The sequence below is a fragment of the Mesorhizobium sp. M1365 genome (assembly GCF_040317865.1).
In the GTDB taxonomy this organism is placed as follows: Bacteria; Pseudomonadota; Alphaproteobacteria; order Rhizobiales; family Rhizobiaceae; genus Mesorhizobium.
Genome location: NZ_JAMYLG010000040.1, coordinates 1 through 20,211, shown reverse-complemented (window position 1 = coordinate 20,211; position 20,211 = coordinate 1). Strand labels below are relative to the sequence as shown.

At 60.9% G+C, this 20,211-nt stretch carries 14 protein-coding genes, 1 tRNA gene and 2 pseudogenes; 9 read left to right on the top strand and 8 right to left on the bottom strand.

Annotated elements, in window-relative coordinates; all coding sequences use genetic code 11:
* Nucleotides 1–5: 5 nt before the first annotated feature.
* The 3 genes from NKH04_RS27400 to NKH04_RS27390 form a co-directional block, all read right to left on the bottom strand.
* Nucleotides 6–1,325 carry a UDP-glucose dehydrogenase family protein gene (locus tag NKH04_RS27400; protein ID WP_353045275.1) on the bottom strand — a complete coding sequence of 440 codons (1,320 nt, stop codon included), beginning with the start codon at nt 1,323–1,325 and terminating at the stop codon, nt 6–8.
* A gap of 146 nt (nt 1,326–1,471) precedes the next feature.
* A complete protein-coding gene (gene nusG / locus NKH04_RS27395) occupies nt 1,472–2,035 on the bottom strand; it encodes a transcription termination/antitermination protein NusG (protein WP_353045274.1) in 564 nt (187 codons plus the stop codon).
* A 402-nt stretch (nt 2,036–2,437) separates the two neighbouring features.
* Entirely contained in the window at nt 2,438–3,028 is a 591-nt protein-coding gene (locus tag NKH04_RS27390; protein WP_352503745.1) for a biotin transporter BioY, read from the bottom strand.
* 114 nt (nt 3,029–3,142) lie between these two features.
* On the opposite strand from NKH04_RS27390, the gene NKH04_RS27385 reads away from it, so the two are divergent.
* Nucleotides 3,143–4,051, top strand: a complete 909-nt coding sequence (locus NKH04_RS27385) for an MBL fold metallo-hydrolase (RefSeq protein ID WP_353045273.1) — start codon at nt 3,143–3,145, stop codon at nt 4,049–4,051.
* Nucleotides 4,052–4,064: 13 nt separating this feature from the next.
* On the opposite strand, the gene NKH04_RS27380 is transcribed toward NKH04_RS27385, so the two are convergent.
* Nucleotides 4,065–4,850: a DUF1499 domain-containing protein gene (locus NKH04_RS27380; RefSeq protein WP_353045272.1), complete on the bottom strand. Its 786-nt coding sequence runs from the start codon at nt 4,848–4,850 to the stop codon at nt 4,065–4,067.
* Between the two features lie 83 nt (nt 4,851–4,933).
* Nucleotides 4,934–6,562, bottom strand: coding sequence for a fatty-acid--CoA ligase (locus NKH04_RS27375; RefSeq protein ID WP_353045271.1), 1,629 nt, complete (start codon nt 6,560–6,562; stop codon nt 4,934–4,936).
* Between the two features lie 176 nt (nt 6,563–6,738).
* Here NKH04_RS27375 and NKH04_RS27370 point away from each other — a divergent pair, with 176 nt between their 5' ends.
* A complete protein-coding gene (locus tag NKH04_RS27370) occupies nt 6,739–7,125 on the top strand; it encodes a hypothetical protein (RefSeq protein WP_353045270.1) in 387 nt (128 codons plus the stop codon).
* A gap of 125 nt (nt 7,126–7,250) precedes the next feature.
* A complete protein-coding gene (locus NKH04_RS27365) occupies nt 7,251–7,640 on the top strand; it encodes a DUF427 domain-containing protein (protein ID WP_353045269.1) in 390 nt (129 codons plus the stop codon).
* On the opposite strand, the gene NKH04_RS27360 is transcribed toward NKH04_RS27365, so the two are convergent.
* The 3 genes from NKH04_RS27360 to ppdK all read right to left on the bottom strand — a co-directional run bounded on the left by NKH04_RS27360 (nt 7,641) and on the right by ppdK (nt 12,437).
* Nucleotides 7,641–8,378, bottom strand: a complete 738-nt coding sequence (locus NKH04_RS27360) for a polysaccharide deacetylase family protein (protein WP_353045268.1) — start codon at nt 8,376–8,378, stop codon at nt 7,641–7,643.
* 141 nt (nt 8,379–8,519) lie between these two features.
* Nucleotides 8,520–9,623: a glycosyltransferase family 9 protein gene (locus NKH04_RS27355; RefSeq protein WP_353045267.1), complete on the bottom strand. Its 1,104-nt coding sequence runs from the start codon at nt 9,621–9,623 to the stop codon at nt 8,520–8,522.
* Between the two features lie 135 nt (nt 9,624–9,758).
* Nucleotides 9,759–12,437: a pyruvate, phosphate dikinase gene (gene ppdK, locus NKH04_RS27350; protein ID WP_353045266.1), complete on the bottom strand. Its 2,679-nt coding sequence runs from the start codon at nt 12,435–12,437 to the stop codon at nt 9,759–9,761.
* Nucleotides 12,438–12,623: 186 nt separating this feature from the next.
* Here ppdK and NKH04_RS27345 point away from each other — a divergent pair, with 186 nt between their 5' ends.
* The 6 genes and pseudogenes from NKH04_RS27345 (at nt 12,624) to NKH04_RS27320 (ending at nt 18,418) form a co-directional block, all read left to right on the top strand.
* Nucleotides 12,624–12,968, top strand: a complete 345-nt coding sequence (locus NKH04_RS27345; protein ID WP_353045265.1) for a VOC family protein — start codon at nt 12,624–12,626, stop codon at nt 12,966–12,968.
* A gap of 122 nt (nt 12,969–13,090) precedes the next feature.
* A tRNA-Gln gene (locus tag NKH04_RS27340) sits at nt 13,091–13,165 on the top strand.
* Nucleotides 13,166–13,412: 247 nt separating this feature from the next.
* Nucleotides 13,413–14,435, top strand: a pseudogene (locus tag NKH04_RS33295) (IS110 family RNA-guided transposase); the annotation flags it as partial.
* A gap of 80 nt (nt 14,436–14,515) precedes the next feature.
* Nucleotides 14,516–15,732 (top strand): annotated as a pseudogene (locus NKH04_RS27330) (IS5 family transposase).
* A 663-nt stretch (nt 15,733–16,395) separates the two neighbouring features.
* Nucleotides 16,396–17,730 (top strand): glycosyl hydrolase family 28-related protein, encoded by a 1,335-nt coding sequence (locus NKH04_RS27325; RefSeq protein ID WP_353045263.1) that lies wholly within the window; start codon nt 16,396–16,398, stop codon nt 17,728–17,730.
* A gap of 502 nt (nt 17,731–18,232) precedes the next feature.
* Entirely contained in the window at nt 18,233–18,418 is a 186-nt protein-coding gene (locus NKH04_RS27320) for a transposase (RefSeq protein WP_353045262.1), read from the top strand.
* The last annotated feature ends 1,793 nt before the right edge of the window (nt 18,419–20,211 follow it).

Here is a 20,211-nt window from a genome sequence, read left to right as displayed (position 1 = left end):
TACATTCACCTGACCAGATGCCGCTCTCGGCCGACGCTCGAATAGGCTATGCCTTCCCTAACGACGTCCTCGCCGCGGTAGACGTTTCGCAGATCAACCATCACCGGCGTCGCCATGAGTGCACGGAGCCGCTTCAGATCCAATGACCGAAACGCATTCCACTCGGTGACGATGACGATCGCGTGCGCGCCGTCGGCCACGGCGTAGGCGCTTTCCCCGAACGCAATGCCCTCGATCATCTTGCGCGCCTGCTCCATGCCGACCGGATCATACGCTTTGACCGAAGCGCCCGCATCCTTGAGCGCCTGAATGATGGCCAATGACGGGGCATCGCGCATATCGTCGGTGTTCGGCTTGAACGTAAGGCCGAGGATACCGATGGTCTTGCCACGAACCGAGCCGCCGCAGGCCTCGACCACCTTGCGCGCCATCGCCCGTTTGCGCTGGTCGTTTATCGAGACCGTCGTTTCAATAAGCCGCACTGGGCTTGCCGCGTCCTGCGCGGTCTTGACCAGTGCCAGCGTATCTTTCGGGAAACAGGAGCCGCCATAGCCCGGCCCCGCGTGAAGAAACTTTGCACCGATGCGATTGTCCATGCCGATGCCGCGCGCGACGTCCTGCACATCGGCCCCCAACCGCTCGCAGAGGTCGGCAATTTCGTTGATGAAGGTGATCTTCATGGCCAGAAATGCGTTGCCAGCATATTTGGTAAGCTCAGCCGTACGCCGGCTCGTATAGAATATCGGCGCGACATTCAACGAGAGTGGACGGTAGATCTCGCCCATGACGGCTTTGGCCCGTTCCGCATCGGTGCCGACAATGATGCGGTCGGGCCGCTTGAAATCCTCGATGGCCGATCCTTCGCGAAGAAATTCCGGATTGGAGACCACCGCAAAATCGGCGGCGGAATTTTGCTCGCGGATGATCCGTTCCACCTCATCGCCGGTACCGACAGGGACGGTCGATTTCGTCACCACGACCGTAAATCCTTTGAGCGCGCGGCCAACTTCGGCGGCCGCGTCGTAAACGAAGGACAGATCGGCGTGCCCGTCGCCACGCCGTGACGGCGTGCCGACGGCTATGAAAACGACATCCGATTGAGAAACGGCATCGGCCAGATTGTCGTCGAAACGCAAGCGACCTTGCGCGGTGTTGGTGGTGACGAGGTCGTCGAGCCCTGGCTCATAGATCGGTATCTTGCCAAGTTTGAGCATGGAAAGCTTTTCCGCATCCCGGTCGACGCAGCAGACCTGATGGCCAAAGTCGGCGAAGCAGGCGCCCGAGACGAGCCCTACATAGCCGGCACCAATCATTGTTATTCGCATACCGCGTACTCTCCATCAGCGCCGACGAGACGATTTCGCCAGACAGCGCCTATTCCCCACCGAACGACGGCTACCGCACTCCCGGGTGAAACCCGAGAGCGCATCCTACAACAATTTACATCGCGACGCCGCCTTGATGTTTGCGGCTACGCGATTGCTACGAGATCCCTGGCATCCAAGTCTACAGGGATTTCACCATTCATGATGGCCACCAGAACCCGGGCTCGTCCAGCTGGATCGAGCCGGTCAAGGCGACCGATCTGTTCCGCGAGAGGGCCTGAAAGGATTCGGACCGAGGCACCGGCTGCGAGGCCTCCACTGAAATTAAGCAGCCCGTCCTTACCGGTCAATGCAATGAAACGCTCTACCAGACCCGAGGGGACCGGCAAAGGCCGGTCGCCTTGCGTGACGAGGGAACGCACACCGAATGTTCCATTGACCGAACGCCAACGTTGCAGTCCGAGGTCAAGGGCGATGAACATATAGCCCGGGAAATAGGCCGCCGACCGGGTTTCGAGACGCCGGGCATGACGCACGGTTTTCTCGCAGCGAGGCACAAAGGGCTCGAATCCCTGGATCCGGAGATGCCGCTCTGCGACATGCTCCTTTCCGGGAAAGACGCTGGCCGCATACCAGCGCGTTGCCGGCGCGGCGGTCGGCCCACGCGACAGGGCTGTTGCCTTGCTCGTTGTTTTTTCCGCACTACTCACGTGTCTTCCTTCGGCGGTCGGCGGCATGATCTCAGGTCAACGGTTACGACAGTGTGTGGATACCAGCAAGCAACCAAGCCACTAAAGTCAAGGCGGTTGGGTTAAGAATTTCCTACACATTGTCCAGAAATTTAGCTGTGCCTAAATAATCACCGAGCCGCTTTCTTTTTCAGCTGGCTGAGATGCTATGTCGAGCAATTTATTTCCATATGTAGGTGCTTGGTTACGCTGGTCGTGACGAATCGCCCGTTGGTTCTGGTACTTAGTCCGTCGACTTGAAGCTAATGTGACGGATGGCGTCGCGCACAAGTCTGCCGCCAGCGACAAAGATCCTGCACGGCCACACCAACTACGGCGAAAAATCACTGTCGCGCAGAACAGGTTATCACCGCTCGACCGGCTTCACGAACGCTTCAACAGCGACCAGACAGCCGGCACCAGGCTCGCGGCCAGCGCAACCTTGATCAGATCACCGACGATAAAGGGCACCACCCCGAACTGCCAGGATTTTTCCGGGCCGATCAACAGCGCCAGCCAGGCAAAGCCCATTGCCATCATGACGATCTCGGCCACCAGCATGGCATTGAAGAGCTTGATAGGATGGCGATCCCAGCCACGGTCGGCAGCCCAGCCGACGATCGCCGCCATGACGACGAAGCCGGCAAGATAACCGCCGGTCGAACCGAGCATGTAGGCGATGCCGATGCCCTTTTCCGGCGTGCTCTGGAAGACCGGAAGCCCCAGCGCGCCCTCAGCCATGTAGAGAAGCAGCGTGGCGACGCCAAGGCGCATGCCGAAGGCGGCAGCGATCAGCAAGACGGCGAGCGTCTGCATCGAGATATCGACCGGTCCGAGCATGACCTTGGTCTTGGCAGACAAGATCAACAGCAGCGTTCCGGCGATCGCCAGCAAAAGCTGTCCTGCCAGCCGGGCCGCGCCCTTTTCAGGCAGAGCGAGAGAAATAAGCGGACGCATCGTCGTTGCAATTGCCATGATCTTCCCCGTTCCGGATTGCCGCCGAACGCGGCCTTGCGTTTTCCTATATTGGCTTCCGTGCTATGCGGCAATCGGTTTTGCCCTCACCCCAAAAAAGGTCGCGACGTTCGCATGGCGCTGAAATTCGACACACGCTTCGAACCGTCCTATGGCAAGGGCGTGATCGTTGCGCCTGGTATTCAACGCGTCACGGCCCCGAACCCAAGCCCGTTCACCTTTCACGGAACCAACAGCTATATCGTCGGGCGCGAGACGCTGGCGGTGATCGATCCGGGTCCTGATGACGAGGCACATCTTCAAACGCTGCTCGAAGCGATCGGGACCAGGCCGGTCAGCCATATCTTCGTCAGCCACACGCATCGCGACCATTCGCCGCTGGCGGCGCGGCTGAAGCAGCACACCGGTGCGGCGGTTCTGGCGCAGGGCCGGCATCGCCCGGCGCGGCCATTGCGCACCGGCGAGGTCAATCCGCTCGATGCCAGCGCCGACACCGACTTCGTTCCTGACATCGCGCTGCCGGATGATATGATGATCGACGGTGACGGCTGGGCGATCCGGACGGTGCTGACGCCCGGCCATACCGCCAATCACGCGGCCTTCGCGCTGGAGGGAACCGGCATCCTTTTCTCGGCCGATCACGTCATGGCGTGGGCAACCACGATCGTCGCACCGCCGGATGGCGCCATGGCCGAGTACATGACATCGCTCGATCGGCTGATCGAACGTGACGACCGGCTGCTGCTGCCCGGTCATGGTGGGCCGGTGACCGAGCCGCGCAGCTTCATGCGCGGATTGAAAACGCATCGCAAAATGCGCGAACGCGCAATTCTGGAGCGGATCAACAGCGGCGACCGGGCAATCAAGGACATGGTGGAGGCGATCTATCGAGACACCGACCCGCGCCTCCATGGCGCGGCCGGCCTGTCGGTGCTTGCCCATCTGGAAGATCTGGTGGCGCGCGGCCTGGTCCACACCGACGGCGCGCCGGCTATCGACGGCATCTATTCGCCGGCAACCTAGCACACTTCGGATATCATTCCGCCGGCGCCACGCCCACCTGGCCGGCGACTTCCTGGTCGAGTTCGGAAAGGAAATCGGTGATGCGCGCTGCATTGTCGCCAAGGTCGTAGCGGCCGTAACGCGAGGCCGAGCGCATATCGACGATGACCGCATCGCCGTCGTCGGTCACGCGGATGGCAACATCGGCGGGAAGGCCAAGCAGCAAGCCCTTGGCCAGCGCATCGACCGTCACGTCGCTTTGCCCTGCTGCGTCTGGAAACGGCGCCGTGAGCTGCCAGCCGCGCCGATCGAGCACCGTTTTGACCGCCTCCAGAACGCGATCGACAGGCAAGGTGTAGCTGCGTCCGGTAACAAGCGGATAAGCTTCGATTTGCAGGCGCTGCTCGCCGGGTGTCGGCGGCAAAAGCTCGTTCATATCCTTTGTCCGGGTGGAAATATCGAGCACCGGTGGGTCGTCCAGATCCGTCGAGATGTCGCGCAGCGGCGGATAGGTGGCCACCCAATAGGCCGCGACGCCGTAAGGGATGAGCACCAGAACCGCCAGCAAGGCGCCGACGGTCAGGTCATGGCCGCCGCGATCACCGAAATTCCACAATCGCGCAAAGGCAAACCCGGCGAACAGAAGCGCAAACGCGGCCAGCAAGGCGACAATCGCGAGCACCCACAGGAATGCCGACGTCTCGACGAGATCATATCGGTGGCCGATGAGTGCCGTCAGCAGCAGGATCGCCGAAAAAGCACCGGCGCGCCGCGACCAACCGGCAGCCTTCGATGTCTGTCGCCCGGGAATTCCCGTCATTGTTTTCCGCGCTGCCCCAACCCGAACACAGGCATAGTGCCTTTCAGCGGCGGCTTGAAGGCGCAAAGACGCCGCATCTCCGGTCAATCCGTCGGCAGGTGATAATTCCGGAACTGCTGGCGCAAGGTAATCTTCTGGATCTTGCCGGCAGCGGTGTGTGGGATTTCGCCGACAAAAGCGACGTCGTCCGGCATCCACCACTTCGCCACCTTGCCGTCCATGAAAGCGAGAATATCCGTCTTGGTCGGCTCCCTGCCCGGCTTGCGTACGATCACGAGCAAAGGCCGCTCGCCCCATTTGGAATGCGGAATGCCGATGGCGGCGGCCTCCGCCACGTCGGGATGGCCGACAGCGAGGTTCTCGAGCTCGATGGTCGAGATCCATTCGCCGCCCGACTTGATCACGTCCTTGGCGCGATCGGTGATCTGCATGTAGCCGCCGGGGTCGATATGCGCGATATCACCGGTATCGAACCAGCCGTCTTCATCAAACTGTTCGGATCCGATGCCGCCATAATAGGCGCGCGCGACGGCCGGCCCGCGGACTTTGAGTCGGCCGAAGGTCTTGCCGTCCCATGGCAGCTCGTTATCGTCGTCATCCGTTATCTTCATTTCGATGCCGAACGGCGTAAAGCCCTGCTTCTGCTGGACGGCGAGGCGAGCCTCGCCCTTCAGCCCGGCGTAATCCGGCTTCAAGGTGCACAGCGTGCCGAGCGGCGACATCTCGGTCATGCCCCAGGCGTGGACGACCTGGACATCGTAATTGTCCTGGAACTTCGTCGTGATCGCGCGTGGACAGGACGCGCCGCCGATGACGACTTTCTGCAGATAGGGCAGTTTCTTGCCAGTTTCTTCCAGATGCTGGAGGAGCATCATCCACACCGTCGGCACGGCGGCGCTGAAGGTCACCTTCTCGGTGTCGAGCAGCTCGTAGATCGAAGCGCCATCCATCTTGCAGCCGGGCATGACCAGCTTGGCGCCGATCATCGGCGCGCTCTGGGCAAGGCCCCAGGCATTAGCGTGAAACATCGGCACGACCGGCAATACGGTATCGCGCGACGACAGGCCCATGGCGTCGGGCATCGCTTCGATCATGGCGTGCAGCACGTTCGAACGATGGCTGTAGAGGACGCCTTTCGGATCGCCCGTGGTGCCCGAGGTGTAGCACATACCGGCGGCGGTGTTTTCGTCGAAAGTCTTCCAAGCGAAGTTGCCGTCGGCTTCAGCAAGCCATTCTTCGTACGCAACCACATTGGGCAGCGCAGTCTCCGGCATATGCGCGTTGTCGGTCAGCACGATAACCTGCTCCAGCGACTTGACCGCGCCGGCGATCTTTTCGAGCAGCGGCAGGAAGGTCAGGTCGACGAAGATCGCCTTGTCCCCGGCATTGTTCATAATCCAGGTGATCTGCTCGGGAAAGAGCCGCGGGTTGAGCGTGTGATAGATGGCGCCGACACCCATGATGCCGTACCAGGCCTCGATGTGGCGCGCGGTGTTCCAGGCCAGGGTCGCGATGCGGTCGCCAAGCCCGAAACCGTCACGCTCGAGCCGCTCGGCGACCTTCAGGGCACGATCATGGATTTCGGCATATGTGCTGCGCACGATCGGCCCCTCGATCGAACGCGACACGATCTCGCGGCTACCGTGCTGCCTCTCGGCGTTGTCGATCAGCTTGTGACAAAGCAGCGGCCATTCCTGCATCAGCCCCAGCATTTTGTTCCTCCCGTTATTTTTTGCGCCATTGTGGGACGAACCGGCCGATTGTCCAGCCAGGATCGGGCTGGAGCGGGGCATGGAGCCAATTGAGGCCGAATTCGCCACAATCCGGCCATGCTCGGCGTTAACGTTGATTGATGGCGGGGCGCGATTGGCGAATGAAAGAGGTTCGCATGGACGCGCAGCTCGACGACAAAGCCTTGGAAAATACGCTTGCCGAAAGCCTGGCCGATCTGGTGGCCGCCGATGTGGCGCGGGCCGATCTGGTGCCTGACGCCAAAACCGTTTCCGAAGATGAATTCGTCGAGGTCGTCGGCGGCGCCCTCGAAGCTGTCGGCGGCACGCTCTTGTTCAAGATGTGCGTCGAGAACGAGGGCGAAGCCCAGCACGTCGCCGCCGCATCGGTCGGCGATGGCGGCAATCGCCAGTTCCTGCTGCTCACCTTGCCGACCAACGGTGGTGCTTTGAAGGTCGAGACCACCTCGAAAAGCACCAATCCGGTGGCCGGGATTGCCGCCGCCTATGCCGGGCTGATGGACGCTTTCCAGGCCGCCGCCTGATTTTCGGCGCGATACCGGAGGAAAGCGCAAGACTCCCGCCCGCGGGCGATGCCCGCCGGTGGCTGCCAGGTCTTGCGCAAGGCACTTGCCAGACACATCTTGGGGTAGAGGCAAGGAGATCCGATATGGACCAGATCGCAAATCCGTCACCCGGCTTTCAACGCAATCCGGACAAGGTGATCACCGTCGAGCCTTACAAGGGTACCGTGACGGTGCGCGCCGGCGATGTCGTTATCGCCTCGTCCGGCAAGGTCAAGGTGCTGACCGAACCTCCCTATCCGCCTGTTTTCTACATTCCGTTCGGCGACATCGACTTCAAACAGCTTGGCAAGACCGAACACTCGACCCATTGCCCCTATAAGGGCGATGCCAGCTATTGGAGCGTGCTGCCCGCCGGCGATGCAGGCAAGGATGCGATGTGGGCCTATGAGCGGCCGTTCGACGAGATGGCCGATATCCGCGACCATGGCGCGTTCTATCCGAACAAGGCGACCATCGAGGCCACGCCCGACTGATCAGTCGGTGGTGCCTTCATCGCCGATGCCGTCGGCATCGTCGAGACGCACGAAGGTGAGGCCTTTGGCCTTCAGTGCCAGAAGTCCCTGCACCACGCCTTCGCCGGCCGCATGGGTCGGCTGGTTGATGTGAGCGATGATGACGTCGCCGTCCTTCGCCGCGGCAATGCGCCGGGCGGTCTCTTTTGCGCCGAGCAATGAGCCGCCATCGCCGTTGATCGAGAATCCGGCGATCTTGAAACCAAGCTTGCGGATCATCGCGATTGCCGATGGGCTGTATTCGGCGGTTGCGCCGCGGAACCATTTCGGCGCCGGTTCGCCGGTCACGGCAAGAGCGGCAGCACCCGATTCGACTTCGGCCAGCACGGCCTCCGGGCTGCCGGCACTGCGAATGCCGTAGATCTTTTGCGGCGTGTCGACGGCCGGGACGTGGCGGCCGCCATGGTTTTCCAATTCAAACAGTTCGGGATGCGCCCGCATGATCTCGACGACGGCGGCGTTGTGCTTCAGCCAGATGCCGGTGACGAAAATGGTGGCAGGAATCTTGTTTTCCACCAGCGCCGAGAGAATCCGTGTGTCGGTCCTTCCGCCGCACGCATCGAGCGTCAGCGCGACGCGGCCGCTGCCCGCCTCGGCCTTGATGTGCAGCGTCGGTGCGACGAGCAACTGCGCGTTGCCAGGAGAGACAGCCCACAGCGATATCGCAACGGCGCAAAAATACTTTTGGAACAGGCGCATCGATTATTTTCCAGGTCGGCCGGATCAAAGTTGAAGCGGCGACCCCAAGACCGCCATCAAGGCGGAAATCGGGACGGTGCCCCTGCAAAAGCGTCGGCAGCGGCAATTTGACCGCCGGCCTGACCTTTGGCAAGCGCGAGGTCACAATGCGTGCTCCACGTCCTTAACCTTACGTGAAAGGATCGCGCGCACCGCGTCGACAACCGCTTTGACCTCAAGTCGCCAGACGCAGCAAGCCTTGCTCGGATCGGGTCGGCGGCACAGGTCCCTGGCTATGCACTCGCAAGGCATGGAGGGCCGCGGCGTAACACTGGCCACGCCAACAGGCCCCCAGACGGCCGGGTCGGTCAGGCCGAACAGGCCGACAACCGGCGTTCCGGCGGCGGCGGCCATGTGCATCGGACCACTCTCGTTCCCGAGAAACAGGCGGGCCTGGCCGAGAACCGCCAGCAGCGTTGCAAGCGACAGCGCCCCGACCACGTTGACGACCGGCGAAGCGGCCTTGGCGATGATGCGCTCGGCAGATGCCCACTCGTCGGGGCCTCCCACAAGCAGGAAGTCCAACCCGGTCTGCCGCGAGATCTCGTCGATCGCCAGCGCAAAACGTTCCGGCTGCCATTGCCGCCCCCGGAAGCTCGCTCCTGCATGAACGGCTATGAAGGCGTTACGCCGGAGATGATGCCGGTCGAGAAGCGCCAATGCCCTGGCGGTCTCCAGCGGCAGCGGCTCAATCATTGGGACCGGCGCACGCAACTCCACGCCAAGCGCCTCAAGCGGCGAAAGATAGCGGTAGAGATAATGCTGGCCACCAAAGCCAAACGGCTTGGCCAGGACGTTGGCGGGCTGGCGTTCCAGCCAGCGCAACGGTTTTTCGGGAGGATCATATCCGACGCGGGTCTTGGCGTTGACGAGCCTGACAATGATGCGTGAGGTTTTGGAATCGGCCAGGTCGATGGTCAGGTCAAACCGGAACCGGCGCAGAGCGCGCACCATCGCGTAAAGCTCGCGACCACGCTGCACAGGGGTGCCACGCATCCGTACGCGTCGGAACGCCACCACGTCCGAGGCGATGCCATGAGCCAACAGGAAACTGGCAAAGTTCGCCTCGCAAAGGAACACGATCCTGGCCTTTGGATATTGGAGGCGCAGGTTTCTGGCGAGCGCGGAAGCGAGGACAAGATCGCCGATGAATTTCGTCTGGAGGATGAGAATCGAGCGGACGTGCGTGGGCGGGTTCTGCAACATCTGTTTCTGGCACCGGGGCGGGTTCGGGGGCCGGAAACTGGGCAGAAACGATGTCGGGATTTGGAGCCGACAGACGCACGTTCGCGTGAATTCGGTTACAAATCGGTAAGGTCAAGTGCCGGTGGACTCCAACTCCTATCCACGGCCGTTCTTTGCAGCCTGCACCGCCGCCTGCGCGGCAGCCAACCTGGCGATCGGCACCCGGTAAGGCGAGCACGAGACGTAGTCGAGGCCGACCTTTTCGCAGAAATGGATCGAGGTCGGGTCGCCGCCATGCTCGCCGCAAATACCGAGCTTGATGTCGGGCCGCGTCGCCCTGCCCTTTTCGGCCGCCATCCGCACCAGCTCGCCGACACCCTCTATGTCGAGCGACACGAACGGATCCTGCTCGATGATGCCTTTTTGCCGGTAGGTCTCGAGGAACGAGGCGGCATCGTCGCGCGAGATGCCGAAGGTGGTCTGGGTCAGATCGTTGGTGCCGAAAGAGAAGAATTCGGCCGCCTCGGCAATGACATGAGCGCGGATCGCGGCGCGCGGCAGTTCGATCATCGTGCCGGTAAGATAACCGATCCTGACACCGGTCTCCTCCATCACGCTTTTGGCGACGGCGTCGATGCGCGCCTTGACGAAGTCGAGCTCCTTCACCAGCCCGACCAGCGGCACCATGATTTCGGGGACCACCAGCGCGCCGGCCTTCCTGCCGGCCTCCACGGCCGCCTCGAAAATGGCTCGTGCCTGCATCTCGGCGATTTCGGGATATGAGACGGCAAGCCGGCAACCGCGATGGCCGAGCATCGGATTGAACTCGTGCAGCGCCTCGGTGCGCCGCCGGAGCTTGTCCGGCGACACATTCATGGCGGCGGCGACCTCGGCCACCTCCTCCTCGGTCTTGGGCAGGAATTCGTGCAGCGGCGGATCGAGCAGACGGATCGTGACCGGCAGCCCGGCCATGATCTCGAACAGTTCGAGGAAATCCGAGCGCTGCATCGGCAACAGCTTGGCCAGCGCCGTTCGCCGGTCCTTTTCCGTATCGGCCAGGATCATCTCGCGCATGGCAATGATGCGATCGCCGTCGAAGAACATGTGCTCGGTGCGGCAAAGCCCGATGCCTTCGGCGCCGAAGGAGCGCGCCATGCGCGCATCGAGCGGCGTCTCGGCATTGGTGCGCACCTTCATGCGGCGCGCGCCGTCGGCCCATTCCATGATGGCGGCGAAATCGCCCGAGAGTTCCGGCTGCAGCATCGGTACCGCGCCTTTCAGCACCTGGCCGTTGCCGCCGTCGATGGTGATGATATCGCCCTTGCGGAATGTCGATCCCATCGCCATCAGCGTGCCGGCCTTGTAGTCGACGCGCAGCGAGCCTGCGCCCGAAACGCAAGGCTTACCCATGCCCCGCGCCACCACGGCGGCGTGGCTGGTCATGCCGCCGCGCGTCGTCAGGATGCCTTCGGCCGCATGCATGCCATGGATGTCTTCGGGACTGGTCTCGATGCGCACCAGGATCGCCTTTCGGCCTTGTGTCTTGGCCTCCTCGGCGTCGTTCGAGGAAAACACGACCTCGCCGGTGGCGGCACCCGGCGAGGCCGGCAGGCCGACGCCGATGATGTCGCGCGCCGCTTTTGGATCGATCGTCGGATGCAGCAACTGGTCGAGCGAGGCCGGATCGATGCGAGCGACGGCCTCCTCCTTCGAAATCAATCCGTCCCTGGCCATGTCGACGGCAATCTTCAGCGCCGCCTTGGCGGTGCGTTTGCCGGACCTGGTCTGCAGCATCCACAATTTGCCGCGCTCGATGGTGAATTCGAGATCCTGCATGTCGCGGTAATGCTTTTCCAGGCGGTCTGAGATGCTGACGAAAGCCTGGAAAGCGTCAGGCATCAGCTTCTGCAGCGACGGCTTGTCGGAGCCGGCGGCAATACGCGCCGCCTCGGTTATGTTCTGCGGGGTGCGGATGCCGGCGACGACATCCTCGCCCTGCGCGTTGACCAGGAACTCGCCATAGAGCTGCTTTTCGCCGGTCGACGGATTGCGGGTGAAGGCGACGCCGGTAGCGGAAGTATCGCCCATATTGCCGAAGACCATGGCCTGGACATTGACCGCCGTGCCCCAGCTTTCGGGAATGTCGTGCAGGCGCCGATAGGTGATGGCGCGGTTGTTCATCCAGCTGGAAAACACCGCGCCGATGGCGCCCCACAGCTGCTCGCGCGGATCCTGCGGAAACGGCTTGCCGAGCTCCTCCTCGACCTTGGCCTTGTAGAGCGCGATCACGCCTTGCCATTCGATGGCTGTCAGCTCGGTGTCGAGCTCATGGCCGAGCCCACCCTTCTGGTCTTCGAGGATTTCCTCGAAGACCTCATGGTCGAGGCCCATGACGACATCGGAATACATCTGGATGAAACGGCGGTAGCTGTCATAGGCGAACCGCGCATCGCCTGAATCGGCGGCAAGTGCCTCGACCGTCTCATCGTTGAGGCCGAGATTGAGCACGGTGTCCATCATGCCGGGCATGGAAGCGCGGGCACCGGAGCGCACCGACACCAAAAGCAGTTTCGATGGATCGCCGAAACGGCGCCCGGTCAGCCGACCGACGTGATCGAGGGCGACCGCCACATCCGCTTCCAGCGAGGCCGGATAGGCGTGGCCGTTGGCGTAGTAGGCGTTGCAGACCTCGGTGGTGATGGTGAAGCCTGGCGGCACCGGCAGGCCCAGGCTGCACATTTCGGCAAGATTGGCGCCCTTGCCGCCGAGCAGATTGCGGTCGCCGGCACGGCCTTCCGCCGCTCCATCGCCAAAGGTGTAGACCCATTTGGTCATGCTTGCTCCCCGGTTGCAGGAGATTGGAAATACTGACAAATCGAGCGATATGATGCTGCAGTGCGAAAGGCAAGGCATCGACCAAGCCGGCCGGCCTCTACAATCGATTAATGAAAAGCGCCGCCAAAAAGACTTGCTTTTTGGAAAGTTTTGTTTTAGAACATAACGTGAACAAGAGGTTGAACGATGAGAATGACCGGAAAGCTCGATTATCTGGAAATGCCGGCGACAGGCGGAACGCTGGACAGGGTGAAGGCTTTCTATAGCGCGGTCTTCTCGTGGTCGTTCGCCGATTACGGGCCGACCTATTCAGCCTTTGCCGAAGGGCTGGACGGCGGTTTTCAGGCGGATGGCCAAGATGCGCCGGTCAAGCCGCTGCCCGTGCTCTATTCCGAAAGGCTGGAGGAAACATTGACCGCCGTCGAGAATGCCGGCGGCACCATCGTCAAGCCGATCTTTTCATTCCCCGGCGGCAGGCGGTTCCATTTCGTCGATCCGGCCGGCAATGAAATGGCGGTGTGGAGTGAATAGGTCCGATCAAAGTGACGATTGCAAAAACGGTGGGTCGGTCGCGCATAGTCGATATGTCGGCATTGAGCTTTCTCCCGGCTCGTCCTATAAGGCCGCGCGCACAGCGGGCACGCTCCGGCTGTTGGGGCGTCGCCAAGTGGTAAGGCATCGGTTTTTGGTACCGACATTCCCAGGTTCGAATCCTGGCGCCCCAGCCAATTTTACATTTGTCCAACCCGGAGACATAGGACGGCAGTCCGCCTGTGGCGGAAGAAACAGCGGAGCCCTATGATAGCCGTAGAGGGAGCGCCCGTCCGGTCTTTGGTGGGCTCGACCCCGTTAGCTAACGTGGCCCATGGGCTCCTGCGGATTTGAAAGTGGTGACGCCACCTGTGGCGATCCGGATTAGGAAATTGATATTTTCGCGCAGCCCAGCCCTCCAGCCTTGCTAAGGAGGAGTATGTCATGACGCGCAAGACGCAGCCCCGCCGGAAAAGAAATCTCACCCCGGTCCATCCCAATGCAGCTGCCATCGACATCGGAGCACCATACATATGGCCGCGGTCTCGCCCCGGTGCGATCCCGAGCGGGTACGGACATTCGGAACCTTCACGGCCAATCTGCATCGCCTCGCCGCATGGCTTGAGCAGTGCGGAGTCAAGACAGTGGCGATGGAGTCGACCGGCGTTTACTGGATCCCGCTCTTCGAGATCCTTGAGCAGCACGGGTTTGACGTAATCCTGGTCAATGCCCGCGAGCCCAAACAGGTCCCGGGCCGTAAGAGCGATGTCTCCGATGCCGAATGGCTACAGCGTCTGCATGAATATGGATTGCTGCGGGCCAGCTTTGGCCCACCGGCGAGATCGCGACGCTGCGGAGGTATCTGCGCCAGCGCGAGCGGCTGCTCGATGCGGCGGCTACCCACATCCAACACATGCAACAGGCGCTGACCGAAATGAACTTGCAACTCCATCACGTCGTCACGGACGTGACGGGCGCCACCGGGCTGCGCATTATGCCGGCCCTTGTGGGGGCGAGCGCGATCCAGCCAAGATGGCCACTTACCGTGGCCCACATTGCACGGCTTCAGCCGACACTTTTCGGGCGGCTCTCGTCGGCAACGATCGGGAGGAGCATGTCTTCGCTCTGGCGCAGGCGTTGGAGCTATACGAGATATACCAAGTCAAGGTGGCCGGGTGCGATGAGCGGATCGCAGTGGTTTCGGAACGCATGAAGGACGCCTATACGGCGCCGCCAGCGGCGCTACCGCCTTCCGGCTATAAGCGGCCACAGGCCTGTGAGGCGGGGGTTCCAATGCGCGAGGCCCTGCATGCGATCCTTGGCGTCGATCTTACACAAATCCATGGGATCGGGCAGTACCTGGCGCTCAAGCTGGTCAGCGAGTGCGGCACGGAGCTCCCAGCTTGGCCGACCTCCAAGCACTTTACCGTGAGCCTAGCGCCGCACAACAAGATCTCTGGGGCAAGGTGCTGGCACATTGCGATCCCGTCGGGTGGGGCATCCGCTCCATCACTCGGTTCGGCGGCGGCGAACCGAGGGGACGGCGAATGTCCAGGCCACGCGAGAAGCGCGAGACGGGAAAACAGGATCTGTTCCGCTCCAGGCTCGATCAGATCGTCAACAAGAAGCACGAGTTGGTGCGGCTGGCGCAGGCGATCGACTGGCCGATGCTGGAGGAGCGTTTCGGCGCGGTCTATTCGGACGGCCCCGGCATGCCGCCGCTGCCGACCCGGCTGATGGCGGGGCTGGCCATCTTAAAGCACACTTTCAACCTGTCGGACGAGGTGCTGTGCGAGCGCTGGGTGGAGACCCCCACTTCCAGTATCTTTGTGGCGAGGAATTCTTCGGCCACGCGCTGCCGTTCGATCGCTCGTCGATGACGCGCTGGCGCAGCCCGCATGGGCGAGGAGCGGATCGTGGCGCTCGTGCAAGAAAGCCTCAGCATCGCGGTCAAGGCCGGGGCGATCAAGCCGTCCGACACGCGCCAGGTGATCGTCGACACCACCGTGCAGCCGAAGAACGTGATGTTCCCGACCGACGCCAAGCTCATCCACCGGGCGAGTGAGCGAATGGTGCGGCTGGCCAGGAAGACTGGGCTCAATTTGCGCCAGACCTATGTGGGGTCGGCAAGCTGGCGCTGATCAAGCACCAGCGCTATGCCCACGCCAAGCAGTTCAAGCGGGCCAACAAGGCCCTGCGCAGGCTCAAGACCTTCTCGGCCGAACCATCTCCCGCCAGGTCGCCGGCGATGCGGAACTGGACGCGCTTTTCAAACGGCCGCTCTATCAGGCCGCCACCGTTCTCGTGCAGCGTCAGCGCCAGCGCGGCGCAAGTTCTACAGCCTGCACGCGCACGAGGTGGAATGCATCGGTAAGGCAAGGCGCATATGCCCTACGAGTTCGGAGTGAAGGTGTCGGTGGCCACCACGCTGAAGCGCTCCAAGGGTGGCCAGTTCGCTCTGCATGCAAAAGCACCCGGCCACAACGCACCGCAAAGCCACAAGTTCAGGGTCTTCACCAGCAGCCAGAAACGCCGCGTCACTCCGGCCATCAAACGCCGGTCGGCGGTCGAGCCAGTGATCGGCCACATCAAGGCCGAGCACCGAATGTGCCGCAACTACCTCGCCGGCCAGCAGGGCGACGCCGTCAACACCATCCTGGCCGCCGCCGGCTACAACTTCTCCCTCCTGCTCAGGTGGCTGAAGGGTTTTTTGTCGCTCCTGATCGCTCAGCTTCAACTCCGGCCCAAGCCGGTCGCCGCCTAGAGCTCGGGTTGTTCAAGGTCGACCATCTACAACGCCCTTCTCCATCGCATGGACTACACTGACCCAGGAGCCTCTTATTACGAAGAACGCTACCGGCAGCGGGTTCTCAGCAACGTCCGGCTTCGTGCCAAATCGCTTGAATATGCCCTGCAGAGGATGGAGCCCACCCCGCTGCGGCTGTTTCTGAGGAAGACATAGGTGACAACTTGGTGCCGAACGGGTTGTCGATGGTCTACAAGGTCCTCTGGGCAGCAAACCCCGATGAGCCCCACACCTTCACCCTCCAGCGCGTTCACAATTCCTGACGAAGCAGCGCTGGCCGCGGCGCCAGAGGCCCGTTACCCCATCTAGTGCGGCTGCAGTTTGCCGAAGACGCGGGCCACCTTCCCCAGGGATGATCCACTTCGTACCCGCTGAGGCTGAGGAACCCGGCGGCTCGATCGCTCATCGCAAAGTGAATTGCTGCAAATCCGTTTAGAAGCCAGGATCCTGGCGAGCGGCTTTGAGAAGTGATCCTATACGCCGCTCGCAGGTGAAGCCGCGAATCCACGTTAAAGAAGGGGCTGTCGTTCACGCAAACCCATCTCCTGCCTCCTGGGCGGCAGAAGTCGAGTGATGTCCTGCCGGGCTCTCTCTACCGGCAAGTGATTGGGCAGACATTAGATGAAAAATGAAACCAAAGTGCTGGAACACGAGGTGACAAGAATGGCCGCAGCCACACAATCCGTGACAACACAACTTGCCGCTTCACCAAACGCTCTCGGAATCATCAGCGTCAGGGACGACAAATTTGGTGCGGCAGGCGACGGTGTTACCGATGACACCGCGGCCATCCAGGCCGCGTTGAACAGCGGAATGGGTGTCTTCTTCCCAGCCGGAAATTACCTGATCTCGGCAGCCCTACGCCCCCCGTCTGGTGTTCATCTCTCCGGTGAAGGCTACGACAGCAAAATTTTCTGCGCGAGGACTGGCTGGTTGCTGGACGTCACGGCAAATTTCGGCCTGATCACTGTATACAAAGTCCATCATGTTTCGATCAGGAATCTTCGGCTAGTTGGAACGATAGACGCGGATCAAACTCATACGCCGAAGCTGATTTACTTGGAGGACGCCGAAGACATTTCCATCACTGAGAACTGGATCGAGAATACCGCCTTCGAAGGTATTTGGCAGGGTGGCGACGTCACCAAGACAAAGCGGCTGATCGTCAGAGACAACCGGGTCAAAAATGTTGGCCATCCTGCCGCTGCATACGTTGGACTCCCTGCAATCCAGGTCAATGCTACGGAGGCCCTTATCGAGGGCAACTTTCTGACCGATGTGGGAACGGGTATTGGCGCATCCGGAGATCGCATTACGGTCGCCTACAACCGGATCAACGGGATCACGGTGTGCGGCATCGGTACCGGCGACGGTGGTGCCCAGCACGGCATTGTGATCGTCGGCAACACGATCGAATTTTGTGCGCGCCCAAGCATCCCCCGAGTTGGCATTTTGCTCGGGGGAGGATCCGGTGATTCGGATGCAATTAACGTAGCAAGCAATACAGTTTCGATCAGTGCGGCTCCGGGCGACGCAAACCCAATCGGGATTCGCGGAACGAGTGCGAGCATGTACGCACTTTGCGGAAACGTCGTCGAAATTACGGGGTTCGGTAATGGGCTTCAACTAGGGGGCATTGCCGATGGCGTCATTGCGATCCTTACGGGCAATGTCGTGAGAGTAAAATCGGAGCAGCAAATTTCGTACGGCATCAGCGCGATCGCCGGTGGGGTCGACTGTTCTCTGCGTTTAATTTCAGCCGCCAACCGAGTGTTGGGGACCACACGTGCTGTCGGGTCGTTCGCATATGATTATAGGGCTGCTGGTGGCGGAAAGTTGGACCTGAGCATTGACGCAGATTGGACCGAGGAAGGTTTGGTCCGCGTTGATAAGACATATTTTGCCAACGGCGAATACGACAATGTGCCCATTCGATGGCCACGAACACGCGATTGAAATCGCCGAAAAAGGGCGCCAAACCTGACAACAGGAGCCTAAGCGAACTGCTCGCAGGCAGTCCCTCTCCGATTGTTAGATCTGCGAACGACTCATGTTGATGTTGTCGTCGACCTCTACCGGCCCAGGCGCGTGCGTAAACGTTGCCATGGCTAGTGGTGTTCTGGCTCCTTGGTATCTCGCCGCGTTCGAAGCTAGGCGATTTCTTCGTTGCACCATTGCACTTGACAATGCGGCTTTCGAGATTGGCCACACGGCTCGGCACATAGCGGATCGGAAAAACCAGTTCAGCACAGAGCGCTTCGAGCGCGCGGTAGTGATATGGATCCGATCGGCGAACTCCCATAAAGGCCGGCGGCAAATGGAAGGCCGCATTAGAGGCCGGACAGATGTCAGCACCCGACTACGCGCCGCTATACTGCCTTTCGAAGATTCTTCTTGCGCACACGGGGCGTCCACAGATGACGTTGCGATCACCGATTCCCGTGGAAGGGGAAGTGCCATGACCAATCGAGACGTTAGACTGAGCAGAGGCGAGTTGAAAGCGATGCTGTTGTCGGATGAGGACGGCTTTCGCCAAGCATTGCACAGTGTCGTGCAGGAGGTTCTTGAAGCCGAGATGACGGAGGCGATCGGGGCCGAGAAAGGCGAGCGGACGCCGGAGCGGACGAGTTACCGCCGACGTTGAATTCGTCGCCTCCGAGCGAAGGTCCGGTTCTGATCCTGCAGGACACGACCGAATTTATCTACAGCCGCGCGTAGCCGGGCAAAATCGGCTTCACCAGAACCATCAACCCGGGCGCTCCAAGGCCGGGCAGCCCAACGTGCTGACCTTGTGCGGGATGCTGATGCATTCGAGCCAGGCCGTCACCCTCGCCGTCACCCTCACCCGGACACCCCTCGGTCTGACGCGGCGAAGTTCTGGACACGAACGAAGTTCAAGGGAACGCTCGCGCTCAAGCGGCACATCAATCCCATGCGCGTGCCAATCGAGACAAGGGAGCGCTACCGCTGGCTGGAGAACCTGCGCTAGTCCATCGCGCTCGTTGGCGCGCCCGACCGCTGCTTGCATGTGGGTGACCGGGAGAGCGACACCTACGAGCTCTAGTGCACCGCGCAGGACCTTGGTGCCAGCTTCCTCGTGCGCGTGCAGACGAACAGGCTGGCGGAGCGGACTGCCGACGCCGCCCCACGCGATCCCGCTCATCGCGTCTTTGCCCAACTTGCGACGGCGCCTTGGGCGGAACGTCATCGCATCACGGTTGATCAAGACGAGACGACCTGGCTGCGGGTGAAGTTCGCCGCCATCAACACCTTGCCGCCGGTGGGCAAGCAGAAGCGCAACAGTCCGCAAGTTCCGCCTCGAAGAGAATCCGTCACCCGATGGCGAGCCGTTCAACTGAATGCTGGCGACCAACTTGCTGGTCGAAGATCTCTCCGTAGCGGTCGAGAAGCTCGGCTGGTACGCTCTGCGCAGGAAGGCGGAGGTGTTGCACAAGTTCAATGAAGTCCGGCTGCCGTGCCGAGTAGGCGAGACTCGAGACCGCCTAGAAAGCTGGGGAAGTTCCTCGCCCTCATCGCGGTGGTCAGCTGGCGCACGTTCTTCGTCAATATGTCGGCGCGCGCCAAGCCAGACGCCGCGCCCGACGTGTTTCACCTTTGCCGAGATCACTGTGCTCGACCGGATCGACGCGTCCCGAACGCGACCGCGCCTTCAGCGGCTCAGATGCGAAAATCGCTCAGATCTCATTCCAGATCGGCCGCGGGCGGATCGGGCATCAGGATGGCGGCCCAGCACTCCGGTATGCTGGTTGCACCCCACCTCAGACACAAACCTCGCTCTAGACAGTCGTACCGAGCAGGCAGATAAGCCAAACTCGACATTTTCCGAGGTCGGCAGTCTCAGTTGCCGGGTGACATCGGGTTGTGAGCGAGCACCTGCAGTATCTGTCCACAACAAATTAGTGTCGCCGGCAGAGTGCGTGGTCCGGCCAGCATCTTAGCTTAACGTTGGCTCAATTGGCCGGCAGGCAAAATGCATATTTTTGAGAAAGGCCGTTTCTCTGCCGTGGCTTGGCGTACGATGTTCCAGTTTTAAACTTTTGTAATAAAGACATCAAATTGTTTGTATCTCTTATTCATATTTTCAATATTGAAATACATTTTCTTTCAGTGTGAATTTGCTATGTTACAAATTTTAATATTTATCAAGTTTTTTCCAATCAGAATATACCTTAATTGTTGTCATACATTTCCGAGCAACAAATGGGAATGCCATAGAGATACCAATAAACATCGAAAACGACCTGAGCCTCCCCGCAATTGAATTTTGCTTTTATCGAACAAGGCAACTATCCGTAGGTATATTTTTCGCGGCAATGTGACAATCGTGCCGCCGATCAACCATTCTATCAGAGCCTGCAGGTATGTGATTTGGCGCTAATATACACCCTCTAGTAGGCAGACATCCGCGGGGCGCTA

Excerpts from the sequence above, each read along its gene's own strand:
- NKH04_RS27400 (WP_353045275.1), bottom strand. The coding sequence starts at position 1,325 with ATGCGAATAACAATGATTGGTGCCGGCTATGTAGGGCTCGTCTCGGGC.
- NKH04_RS27390 (WP_352503745.1), bottom strand. The coding sequence starts at position 3,028 with ATGGCAATTGCAACGACGATGCGTCCGCTTATTTCTCTCGCTCTGCCT.
- NKH04_RS27385 (WP_353045273.1), top strand. The coding sequence starts at position 3,143 with ATGGCGCTGAAATTCGACACACGCTTCGAACCGTCCTATGGCAAGGGC.
- NKH04_RS27380 (WP_353045272.1), bottom strand. The coding sequence starts at position 4,850 with ATGACGGGAATTCCCGGGCGACAGACATCGAAGGCTGCCGGTTGGTCG.
- NKH04_RS27375 (WP_353045271.1), bottom strand. The coding sequence starts at position 6,562 with ATGCTGGGGCTGATGCAGGAATGGCCGCTGCTTTGTCACAAGCTGATC.
- NKH04_RS27370 (WP_353045270.1), top strand. The coding sequence starts at position 6,739 with ATGGACGCGCAGCTCGACGACAAAGCCTTGGAAAATACGCTTGCCGAA.
- NKH04_RS27365 (WP_353045269.1), top strand. The coding sequence starts at position 7,251 with ATGGACCAGATCGCAAATCCGTCACCCGGCTTTCAACGCAATCCGGAC.
- NKH04_RS27360 (WP_353045268.1), bottom strand. The coding sequence starts at position 8,378 with ATGCGCCTGTTCCAAAAGTATTTTTGCGCCGTTGCGATATCGCTGTGG.
- NKH04_RS27355 (WP_353045267.1), bottom strand. The coding sequence starts at position 9,623 with ATGTTGCAGAACCCGCCCACGCACGTCCGCTCGATTCTCATCCTCCAG.
- ppdK (WP_353045266.1), bottom strand. The coding sequence starts at position 12,437 with ATGACCAAATGGGTCTACACCTTTGGCGATGGAGCGGCGGAAGGCCGT.
- NKH04_RS27345 (WP_353045265.1), top strand. The coding sequence starts at position 12,624 with ATGAGAATGACCGGAAAGCTCGATTATCTGGAAATGCCGGCGACAGGC.
- NKH04_RS27325 (WP_353045263.1), top strand. The coding sequence starts at position 16,396 with ATGAAAAATGAAACCAAAGTGCTGGAACACGAGGTGACAAGAATGGCC.
- NKH04_RS27320 (WP_353045262.1), top strand. The coding sequence starts at position 18,233 with ATGACCAATCGAGACGTTAGACTGAGCAGAGGCGAGTTGAAAGCGATG.